This is a genomic window from Sphingomonas sp. (assembly GCF_024508665.1).
In the GTDB taxonomy this organism is placed as follows: Bacteria; Pseudomonadota; Alphaproteobacteria; order Sphingomonadales; family Sphingomonadaceae; genus Sphingomonas.
In genome coordinates, this window is record NZ_JANINP010000006.1 from 1,057,431 (window position 1) to 1,074,621 (window position 17,191).

Genomic DNA, 17,191 nt, shown 5'->3' on the forward strand with positions numbered 1-17,191 from the left:
ATAAATCCTCCCGACGCTTTGCGTGGGGAGGATTCAGGTCGTCTCGGGGACGCGAACGATGTCGCCCAGGATGGCGTTGAGCACCGGCATGCCCGCATCGGTGGCGCGTAAGCGTGTGCCGGTCCGCTCGAGCAATCCCTGCGCGGTTAACCGCTCGATTGCTGGTCCGTCCGCCAGTTCATCGATCGGCTGACCGCCCAGCGTCGCGATGCGATCCAGGTTTATTCCCTCGGCCAGCCGCAAGCCCATCAGCATCGCTTCGATTGCGCGTTCGCGGGGAGCGAGCGCGTCCTCCTGCTCGATGCCGTGGCCGTTACGCGAGACCGCCTCGATCCAATTTTCGGGTTTGCGCCGCCTCTGCGTCGCAACGCCGGCACGCCGACCATGCGCGCCCGGCCCGATCCCGGCATAATCCTGGTACCGCCAATAGGTCAGGTTGTGGCGGCTCTCCGCTCCGGGACGCGCATGATTGGAAATCTCGTACGCCGGCATGCCCGCGCTCGCCGTCAGCGCGCGCGTGAGTTCGAACAGGTCGGCGGCGCGGTCGTCGTCTGGCAGTACCAGCCGCCCGGCTAGCGCCTCGGTCTGGAAGCGCGTGCCGGGTTCGATCGTCAGCTGATAGAGCGATAGATGCTCGGTGCCGAATGATAGCGCGCGGGCGAGTTCGGCGTGCCAGTCGGCCAGTCCTTGATCGGGCCGGGCGTAGATGAGGTCGAAGCTCACCCGCTCGAACACGCGCTGGGCGGTGTCGAGCGCGGCGAGCCCTTCGGTCACGTCGTGCGCGCGGCCTAGAAAGGCCAAGGTCTCGTCGTCGAGCGCTTGCAGCCCCAGGCTCACCCGGTTGACGCCGGCCGCGGCGAGATCGGCGAACCGTGCCGCTTCTACCGATGACGGGTTGGCTTCCAGCGTAATCTCGATGCCCGGCTCGAACCCCCAGGCGCGCTCGGCGGCGTCGAGCACTGCCGCTACCGTCGCCGGCGGCATCAGCGAGGGCGTGCCGCCACCGAAGAAGATCGATCCCAGCCGCCGTTCCGGCAGCGCCGCCGCTTCATGCGCCAGATCGGCGAGCAGCGCGTCGCGCCACAGCTCCTGGTCGACACTCTCGCGAACATGGCTGTTGAAGTCGCAATAGGGACATTTCGAGACGCAGAACGGCCAATGGACGTATAAGGCGAGAGGGTCGGACATCTGACCCGTGCATATGGAGACGCTCGTATGATCAGGAAAGCGGGGATCGCACTATTGGCGATGGTGCTGACCGGCTGCGGTGCGCCGGGCGCGCCTGAGCGCGTGGTCGAGCCGCGCACCGGCACCGTGCCCGCGCAGCGCGGCGGCGCGTTACTCCGCCAGGTGATGCTCGCCAGGCATAACGACACCCGCCGTGCGGTCGGCGTCGCGCCGCTGGCTTGGGACGACGCCCTTGCCGCGCATGCGTTGGACTATGCCCGCGAGCTCGCCCGCACGCGGCGCTTCCAGCACGCGCCCCAGCCGATGGGGCCGGGGCGCGAAGGCGAGAACCTGTTCACCGGCACGCGTGACGCTTATTCCTTTGCCGAGATGATCCAGTACTGGATCGACGAGCGGAAGTGGTTCGTGAACGCGCCGGCGCCCGATTTCAGCACCACCGGCAATGGCGAGGCGGTAGCGCATTACACGCAGATCATCTGGCACACGACAACGCGGGTCGGCTGCGCCATAGCGAGCAACGATCACGACGATTATCTCGTCTGCCGCTACGCTCCGCCGGGCAACGTGATAGGGTTGAAGGCGCTTTAAGGCTTCTCGCCGAGCGCCCGTTAACGCCACACGCGCGATATGCGCGAGGATGATCCGCTATCGTTTTATCGCCGCGATCGCGTTGCTGCCGCTGACCGCGAACGCACCAATGCCGCGTCCCGGCGGCGCCGCATTCATTCGCGCGATGCTCGACAGCCAGAACGAAGCGCGCCGGGTGGCGGGCGTTCCGGACCTTGCCTGGGATGACAATCTCGCGGTCGATGCCCAGCAATGGGCCGACCATCTGGCGGGAACCAGTAGCTTCTATTATTCGGACAATGATCGCGGCAACGACCCGGATGGAGAGGGCGAGAACCTCTTCATGGGCACCCAGGATGCCTACAGCTATCAGCAAATGGTCGGCATGTGGGTCGACGAGAAGAAGTTCTATCGCGACGGCGTGATGCCCAATCTGTCGACCACCGGGAATTGGGACGATGTCGGGCATTATACCCAGATCATCTGGCGCTCGACCCGCCGCGTCGGCTGCGCGCTCGCGAATAATGGCGAGGACGATTACCTTGTCTGCCGCTATTCCGAGCCGGGCAATTTCTACGGGGAAAGCCCGCGGTAAGCCGAACTCCGCTCCCTGGGAAGGAGGGGAGGCTGACGCTCAGAGAACGGCGTCGACCAGCTGTCTGAACGCCGCCGCGCGGTGCGTCAGCGAGGTCTTTTCGTCCGGCATCATCTCGCCGAACGTGCGGTCGTGGCCGTCGGGCAGGAACATCGGGTCGTAGCCGAAGCCGTGCTCGCCGCGCGGCGGCCATACCAGCACGCCGTCGACGCGTCCTTCGAACCATTCGACATGGCCGTCGGGCCAGGCCAGCGCCAGCGCGCAGACGAAATGCGCGTCGCGAACGGCATCAGGGCCGGTCGCGGCGAGATTGTCTTCGACCAGCTTCATCGCCAGGCCGAAATCCTTGGCCGGTCCCGCCCAGCGTGCGGAGAAGATGCCGGGATCGCCGTTCAGCGCCTCGACGCACAGCCCGCTATCGTCGGCCAGGGCGGGCAGGCCCGACAGGTCGGCCGCCTGCAGCGCCTTCAATTCGGCATTGGCGACGAAGGTCGTGCCAGTTTCCTCCGGCTCGGGCAGGTCGAGCGATTTCGCCGACACCGGCTGGATGCCATACGGCCCCAGCAGCGCCTCGATCTCGCGCACCTTGCCCTCGTTATGGCTGGCGATGACCAGCTTGCCGGGGGCGAGCTTGCGGATCGCCTGGGGATAATCGCTCTCGCCGCTCATCCTGCCGATCCAACCGCTTTCGCCTGCGCCGCGAAGATCTCGTTGCAGCCGATCCGCGCGAGCCGCAGCAGCCTCAACAGCGCTTCCTCGTCATAGGTTGCATGTTCGGCGGTCGCTTGCGCCTCGGCGATGTGGCCATTCTCGAGTAGTACGAAATTGGCATCGGCATCGGCATTCGAATCCTCGTCATAATCGAGGTCGAGCACCGGCGTGCCCTGGAAGATGCCGCAACTGACCGCCGCGACCTTCTGCGTCAGCGGATCATGGGCGATCTTGCCGTCGCGCATCAGTCCGTTGATCGCCAGCCTGAGCGCGACCCAAGCGCCCGAGATCGACGCGGTGCGCGTGCCGCCATCGGCCTGGATGACGTCGCAATCGAGAGTGATCTGATGCTCGCCTAGCAGCGTCAGGTCGGTCACTGCGCGCAAGCTGCGCCCGATCAACCGCTGAATCTCCTGCGTGCGTCCCGATTGCTTGCCGCGCGCCGCCTCGCGCGCGCCGCGGGTATGCGTGGCGCGCGGTAGCATGCCATATTCGGCGGTCACCCAGCCCTGACCCTTGCCGCGCAGCCAAGGCGGCAAGCGATCCTCGACCGAGGCGGTCACCAGCACCTTGGTATCGCCGAACCCGACCAGCACCGATCCTTCGGCATGCTTGGTGAAATGGGGTTCGATGGTGATCGTACGCATCTGATCGGGGGCGCGGCCGCTGGGGCGCATGTAAGTCTCCTGAAACTGGTGGCGACGGCCCTAGGGCCTCAAGCCACGGGCGGCAATCGCCTCGTGTCGAACCCGTTGCGGTAAGCGGTGGGATTGAGCGGCAGGCCCACGCCGCCTAGATCAGGCGCATGACCGCCCCAGCCGTGACCGAATTGTCCGATCGCGCGCGCGACATCTTTCGCGCGGTGGTCGAGGGCTATCTCGACACCGGCCAGCCGGTGGGCTCGCGCACGCTCGCCGATGCCGGCGTGTTCGGCCTGTCGCCGGCGTCGATTCGCAACGTCATGGCGGAGCTCGAAGCGCTCGGCCTACTCAGTCATCCGCATACCAGCGCCGGGCGAATGCCGACCGATACCGGCCTGCGCTTGTTCGTCGACGGTATGATGCGCGTCGCCGAGCCGAGCAAGGAGGAGCGCGCAGCGATCGAGGGCAGGGCGGTGCGTTCCGGTCCGGTCGAGGAGGCGCTGGCGGCTACCACGGCGGCCCTTAGCGGCTTGTCGGCCTGCGCTGGATTGGTGCTGGTGCCGAGAAGCGAATTGGTGCTGCGCCAGATCAGTTTCGTGCCTTTGTCGCCGGGCCGCGCGCTAGCGGTGATCGTCGGCGATGACGGCCAGGTCGAGAATCGCGTCGTCGATCTCGCGCCCGGCACTAGCCAGGCGGCCTTGGTCGAGGCCGGCAATTACATGTCGGCGACGCTCGCCGGACTGACTCTGGCGGAGGCACGAGCGCGGCTCGACCGCCAACTTGCCGCCGACCGCGCCGCGCTCGACAAGGCCGCGGCAACCTTGATCGAACAGGGCATCGCCGTGTGGAGCGAGGATTCGGATCGCCGCCCGGTGCTGATCGTGCGCGGCCAGGGGCGGTTGATCGATGCGGCCGCGGCCGAGGATCTCGAACGCGTCCGCGACCTGCTCGACGATCTCGAGGGCAAGCAGGAGATCGCCGGGTTGCTCGACAGCGCGCGGACCGCCGAATCGACCCGCATCTTCATCGGCGCGGAGAACAAGTTGTTCGCATTGTCCGGCTCGTCGGTGATCGCGCGGCCGTTCCGCGGGATCGACGGCCGCGTGGTCGGCGTGGTGGGAGTAATCGGGCCGACCCGGTTGAACTATGCGCGAGTCGTGCCCATGGTGGATTTCACCGCCGCAACCCTCTCCCGCCTGATCGGTTGAGAGGCAGCAATTTTTCGGGGCCAAGACGAAGAGAATGATGAGCGAAGACGACAAAAATACGACCACCACCGCCAATGGCGCGGAGGACCTGCGCGCAGAAACCGCGGAGGCCGCGCCCGAACTGGCCGAGCATGACCGCGTCGCGCAATTGGAAGCCGAACTCGCTGAGGCCAAGGCCGCGGTGATGTATGCGCATGCCGAGGCGCAGAATGTCCGCCGCCGCGCCGAAAAGGAAGCCGCCGATACGCGCGCTTATGCTGTGACCAGCTTCGCGCGGGAGATATTGTCGGTCGCCGACAATCTGGGCCGCGGCTTGATGGCGATTCCCGCGGACTTGCGCGAGGACGACCGGCTGAAGGGCCTGATCGCCGGCCTGGAAGCGACCCAGCGCGAACTCGACGCGGTGTTCCAGCGCAACGGCGTCACCCGGATCGCCGCGTTGGGCTTGCCGCTCGATCCCAACCAGCACCAGGCGATGCTCGAAATCCCATCGGATGAGCCGCCGGGCACGATCGTCCAGGAAATGCAGGCCGGCTATATGCTGAAGGACCGCCTGCTGCGCCCGTCGCTGGTGGGTGTGGCCAAGAAGCCGGATTGAATCTGTAAAATCCTCCCCGGCACGGGGAGGGGGACCAAGACGCGTAGCGGCTTGGTGAGAGGTCCCACGATCACGGGGCTCTTGGCGTATGGATAGTTGGTCGCGGGCCCCCTCCACCACGCGGCTGACGCCGCGCGGTCCCCCTCCCCGTGCCGGGGAGGATTTTAGAGGGAATTTCCGCTGCTCCCGCTTCACCCCCTCCCGCAAGGGGGATCGGGTTGATATGGCTCGGCAATGAACCCAAACCTCACCGCCGAGCGCCCGACCTTCGTCACGCATCTCGAATGCTCGCTGACCGGCGAGCAGTACGAGGCGGACCGGTTGTACGGTCTGTCGCGCGCCGGCCGGCCGCTGCTGGTGCGCTACGATCTAGCAGCGGTGCGAGGGTTCGTACCGCGCGCGATGGTCGAGGCGCGCCCGACCGACCTCTGGCGCTGGCGCGAGTTGCTGCCCGTCCGCCATACCGAGAACATCGTCAGCCTGGGCGAGATCGAAACGCCTTTGGTACCGATCGCCAAATCCGGCGGGCCCAATGTGTGGGTCAAGGACGAAGGCCGGTTGCCGACCGGGTCGTTCAAGGCGCGCGGGCTGGTCATGGCGGTGGCGATGGCCAAGGAATTGGGCGTCACCAAGATCGCCATGCCGACCAACGGCAATGCGGGTGCCGCGCTCGCGGCCTATGCCAGCCGGGTCGGCATCGAGACGATTGTTTTGTGCCCCGACGACACGCCGGAAATCAACGTGCGCGAGATCGCGGCGCAAGGCGCACGGGTCTATCGCGTCAACGGGCTGATCGACGAATGCGGTGCGATCGTCGGCAAGGGCGCTGCCGAGGGCCATTGGTTCGACTTCTCGACGCTCAAAGAGCCGTATCGGATCGAGGGCAAGAAGACGATGGGCCTCGAGCTCGCGGCGCAATTGGGTTGGCGGCTACCCAAGGCGATCTTCTATCCGACCGGTGGCGGCACCGGGCTGATCGGCATGTGGAAAGCGTTCGACGAGCTCGAGCAGCTCGGCTGGATCGGGCCCGAGCGGCCCAAGATGTTCGCGGTCCAGGCGTCCGGCTGTGCGCCGATCGTGCGCGCGTTCGAGGCGGGCGAAGTCCATGCCGAACGCTGGGAAGACGCGCATACCGTCGCCGCCGGCATCCGCGTGCCCAAGGCGGTCGGCGATTTCCTGATCCTGCGCGCGGTGCGCCAGAGCGGCGGCAAGGCCGTCGCGGTGGGCGACCCGGCGATCCTGCGCGCGGCGGATGATTGCGCGAGGAAGGACGGCCTGCTGCTCTGCCCCGAAGGCGGCGCGACGCTCGCCGCCTATCGCCAGGCGCTCGCCGACGGTCTGGTCGACGAGGAGGACGAGGTCGTGCTGTTCAATTGCGCCACCGGCCTCAAATATCCGATGCCCGACGCGGCGGAGACACTCGACAAGAACGGGGCGATCGATCTGGCCTCTCTTTGAGGTTCAGTACTCCTGCGAAAGCAGGAGCCCAGGATTTTCCGTCGACCTCTATCTACGCTCGCGATCTTCTCGATCCTCGGGGTCGTCCCGGAGCGGGTTAACCCAAGTGTGGTTCTCGACGATGATCGAGCGGATCGGTGTGCCGTCCTCGTCGAGTGAGGGCCGGTAGCGAAAGCGCTGCTCGATCAACCGGCAGGTGGTGTTGTCGAGCAAGGCGTAACCGCTCGATCGCGTTACCCGGCAGCCGCTGACGCTGCCGTCGACATTGACGAAATAGCGTACCGACACGGTGCCCTCGACCCCGGATTCCCAGGCCGATTCGGGGATATCCGACGATTTGAGCCGGCCGCTCTTGTAGCGCGGCGCGATTTCGCGGCCCTCGCCGTCACCGTCGCCGTCTCCTGCACCGCCACTCCCGGTGCCATTGCCGATCCCGCCAGCGCCGGTGCCCGGCCCCGCGACCGGTGCGGCACCCTGGGTCGATTGGTTGCCCTGGAACGGTTTGGTCGCGGCAGGCAAAGGCGGAGGAGGGACGGGCGGCGTCGGGACCGGCGGCGCGGTGACTTCGGTGGCCTTCGACTTGATATTGGGCGGCGCGGCCTTGCCTTCGGTCTTGTGGCTCGGCTTGGGCTGGGTCTCGACCTTGATCTCGGGCGGAGGCGGGGGCGGTACGAAGGCGAGCAAGTCGTTTTTGACCGCTCCGATCGTCGGCAGGTTTACGACCAGACCCGCGACCAACAGATACAAGATCGCGGCCTGCACCAAAGCAGCGCCGATCAAGCCCTTGAGGCGTTCGGGAGTAATCGTTCCGGTCATCGTCACGGCGCGTTTACCTATCAACGACTGAACGCGCGCTGTCCGCCCCGGGTTGCTAGGGCATGGTCGCTTCCTGCACCATGTCGAACTCGCGCACGCCGCGCGCCTGCCGGGCGGCATTGACCAGATCGCGCAATTCTTCCCGCCGTTTCTGCGCCTGCTCGATATTGCGGATCGCGAACGGCCGCCCGGCGGTGGTCTCGTCGCTGGACAGCAGGGTGATGGTGCCGATCCCCGCCCATTGATTGATCAGCGAAAAGTCGATCCGGATGTCCTTGATCCGGTATAGCTCGATCTCGTCGATCGATTTCCTGAGGATGCCGCGATGCAGGATCAGCCGGTCCTGGGTCACTTCGTAGGTGGTGGCGAGATTCTGGAACCACTTCGCCGCCGCGATCAGCAGCGCGAGCGCGATGAAACCGAGCGGAAATGGCGTGCCCGTCATCAAGGTCCCGATCGCCCCGATCGGCACCAGCAACAGCGTTCCCCACCCGGCCAGCGTGCCGCGCAGCCAGCCCCAGGTCGAAGAACGGAAACGGTCGAGCGTCTGTGGCATTGGTGTCCCTCCGTGAGGAGAGTGTAACGCGGTTGAGGGGATAGGCTAGAGTCACAAACGTCATGCCGGGCTCGTCCCGGCATCCACCAGGCCTAACGCGCGTCCGTTGAACCTCTGGTACCGGGATGGCGTCCCGGTGGACCCCGGCACAGGGCCGGGGTGACGAATGAAATGGCGGCTAGCCGTGCCGCGCCCCATGGGCGCCATCCACCGCCCTAAACGGCAAAATCGTCTTCAACTGCTGCAATGGCGGCGCGCCCGGGATCAGTGCGTTGTGCCCCAGCAGAAAGGCGTGCCGTACGATTTCGGCCTGCTGCTCCAGCCCGTATTTCCGCAACTCCCAACCCGGCTTCACGGCATAATCGTACCTCGCCCAGGGCACGCGGCGGAGCGGCAGGAAGATGCCCGATTGATGCTGCCAGATATGCACCATCTCGTGCACGAACAGGCCCTGTTCGCCCAGTTCGGCGTGGCTGAAATCGTCGCGATAGGCGGTGCCGTGCGGATGGAAATGGATCCGGCCGCGCGGGCTCATCACCACGTTGCGGGGCTGGAAGAATGCCCATTTGCCGAGCACCACGCGGACCGGCGCGAGGTCGATCGCATCGCCGAACACCGACCGCGCGAGATCGATCTCGCCGGCAGTCAGTGGGCGGACTTCCTGCCTCATGGGTTACTCATTCCGGCGCTGGGTCGCCTGCGCTAACCACCTTAGCCGGAGCAGTTACCGTGCGGCCATCGGCGAACGTGAAGGTCAGTGGCACGGTCGCGCCGGGCGCCGCCTTGAGCCCATAGAGCATGACATGCTTGCCACCGGGCGCGAACGCGACTTCGCCGCCGGCGCGCAACGCGACGAGCTTTAGCGGGGCCATCGACATCATGCCCCCGGCGTTCATGCTCTCGTGCATCTCGCTGCGCACCGCAGCCGTTGTCGAGACGCCGATGAGCGTCATGTCCTTCGGCCCACCCTTCAGCGTAAAATACGCCGCCGAAGGGTTGGAGGATACCGCCGCGAGCCGAATCCAGGCCTTGCCGGCTGTTACCTCCCGGGGCTGTTGGCAGGCCGACACAGCGACGATCGCGGGAACCAGCAGCAGCGCGGACTTCATTCCTTCTCCTTCCCACTTTGGGAACACTTGAAATCCCTAGGCACGACGCAATCTTGCGGCAAGCGAATCCCCCCCTATATCGCCGGGGTATTTGGTGCTTGCGCTGCCTCTCGTGAGGGGCGCGGGCTGGGTTTTATTTTGATTGAGGGGCCACAGAGGACCAATGGCAAAAGTAATCGGTATCGACCTGGGTACGACCAACAGCTGCGTTGCCGTAATGGAAGGCGGCAAGCCCAAGGTGATCGAAAATGCGGAAGGCGCGCGTACCACGCCGTCCATCGTCGCCTTCGCCAAGGATGGCGAGCGCCTGATCGGCCAGCCGGCCAAGCGCCAGGCGGTGACCAATCCCGACAATACGGTATTCGCGGTGAAGCGCCTGATCGGCCGCCGCTTCGATGACCCGGTGACCAAGAAGGACACCGAGCTGGTCCCGTATCATATCGTCAAGGGTGGCAATGGCGACGCCTGGGTCCAGGCCGGCGGCCAGGATTACAGCCCCTCACAGATCTCGGCTTTCATCCTGCAGAAGATGAAGGAAACCGCCGAATCGTATCTCGGTGAGACGGTGACCCAGGCGGTCATCACCGTTCCCGCCTATTTCAACGACGCGCAGCGCCAGGCGACCAAGGACGCCGGCCAGATCGCGGGTCTCGAAGTGCTGCGCATCATCAACGAGCCGACCGCGGCTGCCCTGGCCTATGGCCTGGAGAAGCAGGACGGCAAGACGATCGCGGTCTATGACCTTGGCGGCGGTACGTTCGACATCTCGATCCTCGAGATCGGCGACGGCGTGTTCGAGGTGAAGGCGACCAACGGTGACACCTTCCTGGGCGGTGAGGATTTCGACAACAAGCTGGTCGAATTCCTGGCCAATCAGTTCAAGAAGAAGGAAGGCCTCGACCTCCGCACCGACAAGCTCGCGCTGCAGCGGCTGAAGGAAGCCGCCGAAAAAGCCAAGATCGAGCTGTCCTCGGCCGCGACGACCGAGGTCAACCTGCCCTTCATCACCGCGCGCATGGAAGGCGGTTCGTCGACTCCGTTGCACCTGGTCGAGACGATCACCCGCGCCGACCTGGAAAAGCTGGTCGAGGACCTGATCAAGCGCACCCTCGATCCGTGCAAGAAGGCGCTGGCCGATGCCGGCGTCAAGGCTTCGGACATTTCCGAAGTCGTGCTGGTCGGCGGCATGACCCGCATGCCGCGCGTCCGTGACGTCGTGAAGGACTTCTTCGGCAAGGAGCCGCACACCGGCGTCAACCCGGATGAGGTCGTCGCGATGGGCGCCGCGATCCAGGCCGGCGTGCTGCAGGGCGACGTCAAGGACGTGCTGCTGCTCGACGTAACTCCGCTGTCGCTGGGCATCGAGACCTTGGGTGGCGTGTTCACCCGGATGATCGACCGCAACACGACGATCCCGACCAAGAAGTCGCAGACCTATTCGACCGCCGACGACAATCAGCAGGCGGTGACGATCCGCGTGTTCCAGGGCGAGCGCGAAATGGCGGCGGACAACAAGCTGCTCGGCCAGTTCGACCTGGTCGGCATTCCGCCGGCGCCGCGCGGCGTGCCGCAGATCGAGGTCACGTTCGACATCGACGCCAACGGCATCGTCAACGTCAGTGCCAAGGACAAGGGCACCGGCAAGGAGCAGCAGATCCGCATCCAGGCTTCGGGCGGTTTGTCCGACGCCGACATCGAACAGATGGTCAAGGACGCGGAGCGCTTTGCCGACGAGGACAAGAAGCGGCGCGAATCGGCCGAGGCGAAGAACAATGCCGAAAGCCTGATCCACACCACCGAGCGTCAGCTTGCCGACAATGGCGACAAGGTCGACGCGGCGCTGAAGTCCGAGATCGAGGCGGCGATCGCCGAGGCCAAGACCGCGGTCGAGGGCGGCGATGCCGAAGCGATGAAGGAAAAGGCCAGCGCGCTGGCCCAGGTCGCGATGAAGCTCGGCCAGGCGATCTACGAGAAGCAGGCGGCGGCCGAGGCCTCGCCCGCTGCCGACGGTGCTGCCGCGGGTAGTGAGGCCGGCGGCGAGGACGTCGTCGACGCCGAATTCTCGGAAGTGGACGATAACAAGGCGTAAGTGATGGACTTTACCCGTCATTCCCGCGAAAGCGGGAACCCGTCTCCCTCGCTTCGACCGAGGCAGGATCAGGAGATGGGCTCCCGCCTTCGCGGGGGTGACGGGGAAGGTCGGCGGGGGCCGAGTAAATGACCACCGAAGTTGATTTCTACGAATTGCTCGAAGTCGAGCGCGATGCCGACGACGCGACGATCAAGTCGGCGTACCGCAAGCTCGCGATGAAATACCACCCCGACAAGAACGGGGGGTGCAAGGATCACGAGGCCAAGTTCAAGGCGGTGAACGCTGCCTATGATTGCCTGAAGGACCCGCAGAAGCGCGCGGCTTATGATCGCTTCGGTCATGCCGCGTTCCAGCAAGGCGGCGGCCCCGGCGGATTCGGCGGCGGCAACGATTTTTCGGGCTTCTCCGACATTTTCGAAAGCGTGTTCGGCGAATTCATGGGCGGCGGCCGTGGTGGGCAACGCCGGCCGCAGCGCGGCGCCGATTTGCGCTACGACATGGAAATCAGCCTGGAAGAGGCGTTCCACGGCAAGTCCGAGCCGATCACGATCGACGTCGCCGCGATGTGCGAGGCATGCGACGGCTCCGGCGCCAAGCCGGGCACATCGGCCAAGACCTGCGGCACGTGCGCCGGCCATGGCAAGGTGCGGGCGCAGCAAGGCTTTTTCGTCGTCGAACGCACCTGTCCGTCGTGCCACGGCGCGGGCCAGGTGATCGCCGATCCCTGCCCGTCGTGCCGCGGCGAGGGACGCGTCGAGAAGACCAAGACGCTGACCGTGAACATCCCCGCCGGCGTCGACGAAGGAACTCGCGTCCGCCTGACCGGCGAAGGCGAGGCCGGACCGCGCGGCGCGCCCGCGGGCGACCTCTACATCTTCCTCCACGTGAAGCGCCACGCGATCTTCGAGCGCGAGGGCACGACCCTGTTCGCGCACGCGCCGATCAGCTTCACCACGGCGGCGCTCGGCGGGTCGATCACCATCCCCGGTCTCGACGGCGAACAGCACGAGGTCAAGATCGCCGCCGGTACGCAATCCGGCCGCGAAGTGCGCCAGCGCGGCGCCGGCATGCCGGTGCTCCAGGGCAAGGGACGCGGCGACTTGGTCGTCCGCATCTCGGTCGAAACCCCGACCAAGCTCACCGCCAAGCAGCGTGAGCTGCTCGAGGAATTCCGCTGCACCGAAACCGGCGACGAATGTCCCCAGGCGCAGGGCTTCTTCCAGAAGGTGAAGAAGGCGGTCGGGGGGTGAGTCTCCGATTCCCTCTCCCTTTGGGAGAGGGAGGGAGCCGCGAAGCGGCGGAAGGGTGAGGGCAGAAGCTCGGACTCGCGCTTTTCTCTCCTCAAACTACCCTCATCCAAGCTTCGCTAGGCGGCGAGCCGCCAAGCTGCGCTTTCCTTCTCCCACCGGGAGAAGGTTTTACGTACGAGGAACAATCGATTCCCACAGCTCCCGGTGATCCACATCGTGCTCGGGCATGCCAGGCTTGGTCAGGTATCCGCGCGCATCCGGGATATGGCTGTAGATCATCCGTAACGGCTTTTCGTGCCATTGCAGGTTGAACGCCCAGCGGACCGGAAAGAATTCCATTGTCGAATAGGGCAGGTGATCGTGCACCCACCAGGCGATGCGCTTCCAGTCGTCGGGACCGGTCCATTCGTTGGCGAAGCGCGGCACGACGATACATGCCGTCGCACCCATCATCCCCTGGGCATCGCGCTGATCCCAGATATGCCCGGCGGCGCTGCGCTCGTTCGACGCGCAATTATAGCCCTTGGCATTGCCCAGCCGGTTGATCTCGGCCGATCGATAGGCGGAGCGGATCGCGATCCGCCCGAACACGTCCTGCAACGGCTCGAGCAATTCCTCGCACAACCGCGTGCCCGCCGCGATCGCCAGATCGGGATCGTCCGGGATGTTCGCCAGGCCATGAATCTCGGCGATGTCGGAATAGAGGAAATCGCGCATGAAGAATGTGCGCGAGAGCTGGACCCGGCCCAGTTCGGTCAGCTTGGCGACCGTTTGCGGTTTCTTCACGCGCGCCTCCCACCAAAACTCGCGGCATAGCGGGCTTGGGGCGGCGCGAAAATAGACCGAGTCTGGGGATAATCTCTTAGCGGGACCGGAGCGGCCCGCGATGGTGTCTCTGGCCCACCCATCCGGCCTGACCGCCCCCGACTTTCACGGGGTGCGGTGGGCCGATGGTTTAGAGGGAAAGGACCCCCGCCACCAGCGCCAGGCTGCCGACACTCACCATAGCGGTGGCCAGCATCTCCATGATACGCATGGTTGCTTCTCCTTAGAGCCGGATCAGTCCGGCTGGGAGCCATATGGAAATAGTTGCGCATGTGCGCAATATTATTTCAAGCCTTCGCAGTTGCAGCATTTGCAACTGTGTTGCCATGTCGCATCACGCCGTGGCGTCAAAGCCACAGGTCGCTCATCCTTGGCCGAACACTCGAGCGAAGATCGTGTCGACGTGCTTGAGGTGGTAACCGAGATCGAACTTGTCCTCGATCTCGGCCGGCGAAAGCGCGGCGGTCACCTCGGGATCGGCCTTGAGCAGGTCGAGCAGCGACAGTTCGCCATCCGATTCCCACACCTTCATCGCGTTGCGCTGGACCAGCCGGTAGGCATCCTCGCGGCTGACGCCAGCCTGGGTCAGCGCCAGCAGCACGCGCTGCGAATGGACCAGACCGCCCATCTTGTTGAGGTTCTTCTCCATTCGCGCCGGATAGACGAGGAGCTTGTCGACCACCCCGGTCAGCCGCGCCAAAGCGAAGTCGAGCGTGATGGTGGCATCGGGGGCGATATAGCGCTCTACCGACGAATGGCTGATGTCGCGCTCATGCCAGAGCGCGACATTCTCCATCGCCGGGATCGCCGCGCTGCGGATCATGCGGGCGAGACCGGTCAGATTCTCGGTCAGCACCGGGTTGCGCTTGTGCGGCATAGCCGACGAGCCCTTTTGTCCCGGCGAGAAATATTCCTCCGCCTCGAGCACTTCGGTGCGCTGCAAGTGACGGATCTCGACCGCCAGCCGCTCGATCGACGAGGCGATCACGCCCAGAGTCGCGAAGAACATCGCATGTCGGTCGCGCGGGATGACCTGGGTCGAGACCGGTTCGACCGCGAGGCCGAGCTTCTCGGCGACATGCGCCTCGACGCGCGGATCGATATTGGCGAAAGTGCCGACCGCGCCCGAAATCGCGCAGGTCGCGATGTCCTTGCGCGCCGCGGCCAGCCGCTCGCGGTTGCGCGAAAACTCGGCATAAGCCTCGGCTAATTTCAGCCCGAACGTCACGGGCTCGGCATGGATGCCGTGGCTGCGTCCGATCGTCGGCGTCAGCTTGTGCTCTTCCGCGCGGCGCTTGAGCACCGCGAGCAGCGCGTCGATATCGGCCAGCAGGATATCCGAAGCGCGCGCCAGTTGCACCGCCAGGCAGGTGTCGAGCACGTCGGACGAGGTCATGCCCTGATGCATGAACCGCGCTTCGTCGCCGACATTCTCCGCCACCCAGGTCAGGAAAGCGATCACATCGTGCTTGGTCACCGCCTCGATCGCGTCGATCGCCGCCACGTCGATCTTGGGATTGGTTGCCCACCAAGCCCATAACGCGGCGGCGGCTTCCTTCGGCACCACGCCGAGCTCGGCCAGCGCGTCGGTCGCGTGCGCCTCGATCTCGAACCAGATCTTGAAGCGCTCCTCCGGGGCCCAGATCGCGGTCATGTCGGGACGGGAATAGCGCGGGACCATGAACGGCCTTTCGAAAGCGGGATGCCGGGAATGTCCGCGCCGATAGCAAGCGCCGTCCCGACCCTCAATCGCCTTTGCGGGACGGCCACGGGAAACGTGCCGCTTCTGCGCACTGTGGTGCCGAAGTGACGGTTCCCAAAAATCGTGAGTCAGCTCGTCGCAATCAGCGCACAACTCCGCGACGACCTGCGCCAATCACGGGACAAACCGGCCCTTCACATCAACAATTTCGGACCCATATCGAAAATCGAATGTTCTATTTGAGCAATTCGCATGGGGTGGTGAACAACCGCTTCGCAGAAACAGGTCGAAAACGCAAGGAGATTTGCCATGCTGAAGCATGTACTATTGGCCAGCGCTGTTATGATTTCTATGCCTGCACTGGCGCAGAACCAGCCACAGACTGCAACGCCGCAGCCGGATACTAACGCTGCACCGGCGCAACCGCAAACCATGCCGGCTCCGGCGGCGCCGACCGCAACCAATCCAGCGCCGCAGACAACGCCGGCGCCGACCACCGCGGCTCCGACCACGCCACCGGCGCCGACCACCGCAGATGCTCAGCCGCAAACCGCGCCCGCGCCGACCGCGCCTGCCCCCAACGCTCAGGCGGCCAATCCGGCTCCCGCGGATAGCGCCACCGCGGCAGCTACGCCGGCCAATCCGGGCGCGCAGGTCGCCGATGTCGTCAATGGCGAGTTCGGCACCTACGACAAGAACAAGAACGGCTCGCTGAGCAAGGCCGAGTTCGGCGCGTGGATGACCGCGTTGCGCACCAAGGCCGATCCGTCGTTGAAGGACGATGCCGCGAACAAGAGCTGGGTCGCCCAGGCCTTTACCCAGGCCGACACCGACAAGTCCAAGTCGGTTTCGAAGGACGAACTGACCAATTTCCTCTCGCAGGGCTCGGGTCAAAAGGCGTCGTAATCTAACTCCGACGACGCCCACGCAGAGGGCCGCCGCGTTTTCCCCTTGGCGCGGCGGCCCTTTTTCGTGCGCGGCCTTTCCGCCCGGGGGTGCAAACACATTAGTATTGACTAATCGATTAGTATTGGCTAATCGATTCGCATGTTATCCGCCATCCCCGTTGACGCCGTGATGCGCGCGCTATCCGATCCGACCCGCCGGGCCGTGTTCGAGCAGGTCGCGCGCCGCGGAGAGGTCAATGTCGCCGACCTGACGCGCGCCAGCGGCGTGACCCAGGGCGCGGTTTCGCAGCATCTCAAATCGCTGAAGCTCGCCGGGCTCGTCGCCGAACGCCCGCAGGGGCGGAAAGTCTTTTACCGCGCGACGCCGGACGGGCTCGCGCCGCTGTTCGACTGGCTGAGCTATTACGACGCCTTCTGGCGCGACCGCCTCGCCAATTTGCATGAATTGCTCAAGGAGATCGACCCGTGACCGACACCGTTTTGCACGCCGACACGCGAGAGATCGTGGTCGACGAAGTCTTTCCGCACGCGCCCGAGACGGTGTGGAAGACACTGGCCACCAGCGCGATGATGGCGCGCTGGCTTAACATGACGCCGACCGGATACGAACCGGTGGTCGGCAACCGCTTCACCTATAAGACCTCTCCTGCGGGGGCCTGGGACGGGACGATCCAGTGCGAGGTGCTCGAAGTCGTGCCGGGCGAGCGCCTCGCTTATTCGTGGAAGGGCGGGGATGAGGCCAATACCGGCTACGGATCGCGGCTCGACACGATCGTCACCTTCACGCTGGAAAAGGTTGATGGCGGCACCCGGTTGCGTGTCGTCCATTCGGGCTTCGTCCTGCCGCGGAACGAGACCGCCTATCGCAACATGAGCGGCGGCTGGAGCCAGGTCATCGGCCGGATCGGTGCGGTGACCGAGGAAGAGGCCGCAACCCGAGCGCAATGAACGTTCGCCTTTCGTGATC

At 65.2% G+C, this 17,191-nt stretch carries 19 protein-coding genes; 10 read left to right on the plus strand and 9 right to left on the minus strand.

The features are described 5' to 3' along the window. Nucleotides 1-33: 33 nt before the first annotated feature. Nucleotides 34-1,188, minus strand: a complete 1,155-nt coding sequence (gene hemW, locus Q0L25_RS13870; protein ID WP_296615185.1) for a radical SAM family heme chaperone HemW — start codon at nucleotides 1,186-1,188, stop codon at nucleotides 34-36. Nucleotides 1,189-1,215: 27 nt separating this feature from the next. Here hemW and Q0L25_RS13875 point away from each other — a divergent pair, with 27 nt between their 5' ends. Then, the gene (locus Q0L25_RS13875; protein ID WP_296615187.1) at nucleotides 1,216-1,776 is read left to right on the plus strand and encodes a CAP domain-containing protein; all 561 of its coding nucleotides are present in this window, start codon (nucleotides 1,216-1,218) and stop codon (nucleotides 1,774-1,776) included. Nucleotides 1,777-1,825: 49 nt separating this feature from the next. Then, nucleotides 1,826-2,350 (plus strand): CAP family protein, encoded by a 525-nt coding sequence (locus tag Q0L25_RS13880; protein WP_296615189.1) that lies wholly within the window; start codon nucleotides 1,826-1,828, stop codon nucleotides 2,348-2,350. Nucleotides 2,351-2,389: 39 nt separating this feature from the next. Here the strand turns inward: Q0L25_RS13880 and rdgB are convergent, their stop codons facing one another. Together rdgB and rph are read right to left on the minus strand one after the other, a co-directional pair. Further along, entirely contained in the window at nucleotides 2,390-3,019 is a 630-nt protein-coding gene (gene rdgB / locus Q0L25_RS13885) for an RdgB/HAM1 family non-canonical purine NTP pyrophosphatase (protein ID WP_296615191.1), read from the minus strand. Next, entirely contained in the window at nucleotides 3,016-3,738 is a 723-nt protein-coding gene (gene rph, locus Q0L25_RS13890; protein ID WP_296615192.1) for a ribonuclease PH, read from the minus strand. Before rph ends, rdgB begins: the two co-directional genes overlap by 4 nt. Before the next feature lie 128 nt (nucleotides 3,739-3,866). On the opposite strand from rph, the gene hrcA reads away from it, so the two are divergent. The 3 genes from hrcA (at nucleotide 3,867) to Q0L25_RS13905 (ending at nucleotide 6,966) form a co-directional block, all read left to right on the plus strand. Further along, nucleotides 3,867-4,910, plus strand: coding sequence for a heat-inducible transcriptional repressor HrcA (hrcA, locus tag Q0L25_RS13895; RefSeq protein WP_296615195.1), 1,044 nt, complete (start codon nucleotides 3,867-3,869; stop codon nucleotides 4,908-4,910). A gap of 37 nt (nucleotides 4,911-4,947) precedes the next feature. Next, nucleotides 4,948-5,508, plus strand: coding sequence for a nucleotide exchange factor GrpE (locus Q0L25_RS13900; RefSeq protein ID WP_296615710.1), 561 nt, complete (start codon nucleotides 4,948-4,950; stop codon nucleotides 5,506-5,508). Between the two features lie 234 nt (nucleotides 5,509-5,742). Then, the gene (locus Q0L25_RS13905) at nucleotides 5,743-6,966 is read left to right on the plus strand and encodes a threonine synthase (protein WP_296615197.1); all 1,224 of its coding nucleotides are present in this window, start codon (nucleotides 5,743-5,745) and stop codon (nucleotides 6,964-6,966) included. Between the two features lie 48 nt (nucleotides 6,967-7,014). On the opposite strand, the gene Q0L25_RS13910 is transcribed toward Q0L25_RS13905, so the two are convergent. The 4 genes from Q0L25_RS13910 to Q0L25_RS13925 all read right to left on the minus strand — a co-directional run bounded on the left by Q0L25_RS13910 (nucleotide 7,015) and on the right by Q0L25_RS13925 (nucleotide 9,447). Further along, entirely contained in the window at nucleotides 7,015-7,782 is a 768-nt protein-coding gene (locus tag Q0L25_RS13910) for an energy transducer TonB (RefSeq protein ID WP_296615199.1), read from the minus strand. Nucleotides 7,783-7,837: 55 nt separating this feature from the next. Continuing rightward, entirely contained in the window at nucleotides 7,838-8,338 is a 501-nt protein-coding gene (locus tag Q0L25_RS13915; RefSeq protein ID WP_296615201.1) for a PH domain-containing protein, read from the minus strand. A 178-nt stretch (nucleotides 8,339-8,516) separates the two neighbouring features. Further along, nucleotides 8,517-9,008 (minus strand): vgr related protein, encoded by a 492-nt coding sequence (locus tag Q0L25_RS13920; RefSeq protein WP_296615202.1) that lies wholly within the window; start codon nucleotides 9,006-9,008, stop codon nucleotides 8,517-8,519. A 7-nt stretch (nucleotides 9,009-9,015) separates the two neighbouring features. Continuing rightward, nucleotides 9,016-9,447 carry a copper chaperone PCu(A)C gene (locus Q0L25_RS13925; protein WP_296615203.1) on the minus strand — a complete coding sequence of 144 codons (432 nt, stop codon included), beginning with the start codon at nucleotides 9,445-9,447 and terminating at the stop codon, nucleotides 9,016-9,018. Nucleotides 9,448-9,610: 163 nt separating this feature from the next. Here Q0L25_RS13925 and dnaK point away from each other — a divergent pair, with 163 nt between their 5' ends. Next, the gene (gene dnaK, locus Q0L25_RS13930) at nucleotides 9,611-11,536 is read left to right on the plus strand and encodes a molecular chaperone DnaK (RefSeq protein WP_296615204.1); all 1,926 of its coding nucleotides are present in this window, start codon (nucleotides 9,611-9,613) and stop codon (nucleotides 11,534-11,536) included. 128 nt (nucleotides 11,537-11,664) lie between these two features. Continuing rightward, entirely contained in the window at nucleotides 11,665-12,789 is a 1,125-nt protein-coding gene (dnaJ, locus tag Q0L25_RS13935) for a molecular chaperone DnaJ (RefSeq protein ID WP_296615206.1), read from the plus strand. Between the two features lie 168 nt (nucleotides 12,790-12,957). Here dnaJ and Q0L25_RS13940 read toward each other — a convergent pair whose 3' ends face one another. Both Q0L25_RS13940 and purB read right to left on the minus strand, forming a co-directional pair. After that, nucleotides 12,958-13,575, minus strand: coding sequence for a hypothetical protein (locus Q0L25_RS13940; RefSeq protein ID WP_296615208.1), 618 nt, complete (start codon nucleotides 13,573-13,575; stop codon nucleotides 12,958-12,960). A gap of 403 nt (nucleotides 13,576-13,978) precedes the next feature. Beyond that, nucleotides 13,979-15,295 (minus strand): adenylosuccinate lyase, encoded by a 1,317-nt coding sequence (gene purB, locus Q0L25_RS13945; RefSeq protein WP_296615210.1) that lies wholly within the window; start codon nucleotides 15,293-15,295, stop codon nucleotides 13,979-13,981. A 363-nt stretch (nucleotides 15,296-15,658) separates the two neighbouring features. Between purB and Q0L25_RS13950 the strand changes: the two genes are divergently transcribed. The 3 genes from Q0L25_RS13950 (at nucleotide 15,659) to Q0L25_RS13960 (ending at nucleotide 17,172) form a co-directional block, all read left to right on the plus strand. Continuing rightward, nucleotides 15,659-16,222 (plus strand): EF-hand domain-containing protein, encoded by a 564-nt coding sequence (locus Q0L25_RS13950; protein ID WP_296615212.1) that lies wholly within the window; start codon nucleotides 15,659-15,661, stop codon nucleotides 16,220-16,222. Between the two features lie 141 nt (nucleotides 16,223-16,363). Beyond that, nucleotides 16,364-16,693 (plus strand): helix-turn-helix transcriptional regulator, encoded by a 330-nt coding sequence (locus Q0L25_RS13955; protein ID WP_296615214.1) that lies wholly within the window; start codon nucleotides 16,364-16,366, stop codon nucleotides 16,691-16,693. Beyond that, nucleotides 16,690-17,172, plus strand: coding sequence for an SRPBCC domain-containing protein (locus tag Q0L25_RS13960; RefSeq protein ID WP_296615215.1), 483 nt, complete (start codon nucleotides 16,690-16,692; stop codon nucleotides 17,170-17,172). The genes Q0L25_RS13955 and Q0L25_RS13960 overlap by 4 nt, the downstream gene beginning before the upstream one ends. Nucleotides 17,173-17,191: the final 19 nt, after the last annotated feature.

Excerpts from the sequence above, each read along its gene's own strand:
- Q0L25_RS13925 (WP_296615203.1), bottom strand. The coding sequence starts at position 9,447 with ATGAAGTCCGCGCTGCTGCTGGTTCCCGCGATCGTCGCTGTGTCGGCC.
- dnaK (WP_296615204.1), top strand. The coding sequence starts at position 9,611 with ATGGCAAAAGTAATCGGTATCGACCTGGGTACGACCAACAGCTGCGTT.
- Q0L25_RS13920 (WP_296615202.1), bottom strand. The coding sequence starts at position 9,008 with ATGAGGCAGGAAGTCCGCCCACTGACTGCCGGCGAGATCGATCTCGCG.
- Q0L25_RS13905 (WP_296615197.1), top strand. The coding sequence starts at position 5,743 with ATGAACCCAAACCTCACCGCCGAGCGCCCGACCTTCGTCACGCATCTC.
- Q0L25_RS13950 (WP_296615212.1), top strand. The coding sequence starts at position 15,659 with ATGATTTCTATGCCTGCACTGGCGCAGAACCAGCCACAGACTGCAACG.
- purB (WP_296615210.1), bottom strand. The coding sequence starts at position 15,295 with ATGGTCCCGCGCTATTCCCGTCCCGACATGACCGCGATCTGGGCCCCG.
- Q0L25_RS13955 (WP_296615214.1), top strand. The coding sequence starts at position 16,364 with ATGTTATCCGCCATCCCCGTTGACGCCGTGATGCGCGCGCTATCCGAT.
- Q0L25_RS13915 (WP_296615201.1), bottom strand. The coding sequence starts at position 8,338 with ATGCCACAGACGCTCGACCGTTTCCGTTCTTCGACCTGGGGCTGGCTG.
- Q0L25_RS13900 (WP_296615710.1), top strand. The coding sequence starts at position 4,948 with ATGAGCGAAGACGACAAAAATACGACCACCACCGCCAATGGCGCGGAG.
- dnaJ (WP_296615206.1), top strand. The coding sequence starts at position 11,665 with ATGACCACCGAAGTTGATTTCTACGAATTGCTCGAAGTCGAGCGCGAT.
- Q0L25_RS13880 (WP_296615189.1), top strand. The coding sequence starts at position 1,826 with ATGATCCGCTATCGTTTTATCGCCGCGATCGCGTTGCTGCCGCTGACC.
- hemW (WP_296615185.1), bottom strand. The coding sequence starts at position 1,188 with ATGTCCGACCCTCTCGCCTTATACGTCCATTGGCCGTTCTGCGTCTCG.
- Q0L25_RS13910 (WP_296615199.1), bottom strand. The coding sequence starts at position 7,782 with ATGACCGGAACGATTACTCCCGAACGCCTCAAGGGCTTGATCGGCGCT.
- rph (WP_296615192.1), bottom strand. The coding sequence starts at position 3,738 with ATGCGCCCCAGCGGCCGCGCCCCCGATCAGATGCGTACGATCACCATC.
- hrcA (WP_296615195.1), top strand. The coding sequence starts at position 3,867 with ATGACCGCCCCAGCCGTGACCGAATTGTCCGATCGCGCGCGCGACATC.
- Q0L25_RS13875 (WP_296615187.1), top strand. The coding sequence starts at position 1,216 with ATGATCAGGAAAGCGGGGATCGCACTATTGGCGATGGTGCTGACCGGC.
- rdgB (WP_296615191.1), bottom strand. The coding sequence starts at position 3,019 with ATGAGCGGCGAGAGCGATTATCCCCAGGCGATCCGCAAGCTCGCCCCC.